The organism is Phormidesmis priestleyi BC1401 (assembly GCF_001650195.1).
In the GTDB taxonomy this organism is placed as follows: Bacteria; Cyanobacteriota; Cyanobacteriia; order Leptolyngbyales; family Leptolyngbyaceae; genus Phormidesmis_A; species Phormidesmis_A priestleyi_B.
Window position 1 is genome coordinate 1 of sequence record NZ_LXYR01000202.1, and the last position, 410, is coordinate 410.

Here is a 410-nt window from a genome sequence, read left to right on the forward strand (position 1 = left end):
CGCTTTGGGCTGCTTGCCTTCGCTGGTCTCGTTGCGCTCCTACTACCGACACGGCTGCACTGGGCGACACGGCTACTCTGTCTTTGGGACGCTGGCATGCTCTGCTTCTTAGCCTGGACCTGGGGGCTGATGTTGTCAGCAACTCCTGAGATCATGCATAAAAATGCGCAGCGCCAGGATGCGGGGCGGTGGGTGCTACTGAGCCTGATTACCGCTGCTGCCTGTATCAGCATCTTGGCGATTGTCTTCCTGTTACAGAACACGAAAGGGGCTTCAGATAGTCTAGTGCTGCTGCATGTTACACTCTCAGGACTAACGATTGTAGGTTCCTGGCTGCTGGTTCACACCATCTTTGCGTCCCACTATGCGCGCCTCTATTATCAGGAAGGCAAGACTCTAGCCGAGTGCCC

The 410-nt window shown here is 55.9% G+C and carries 1 protein-coding gene; it reads left to right on the forward strand.

Translation table 11 applies throughout. From position 1 onward, the window contains the following. Positions 1–96 precede the first annotated feature (96 nt). On the forward strand, positions 97–410 hold a 314-nt coding region (locus A8707_RS26445), incomplete at its 3' end, for a DUF1345 domain-containing protein (protein ID WP_231948497.1).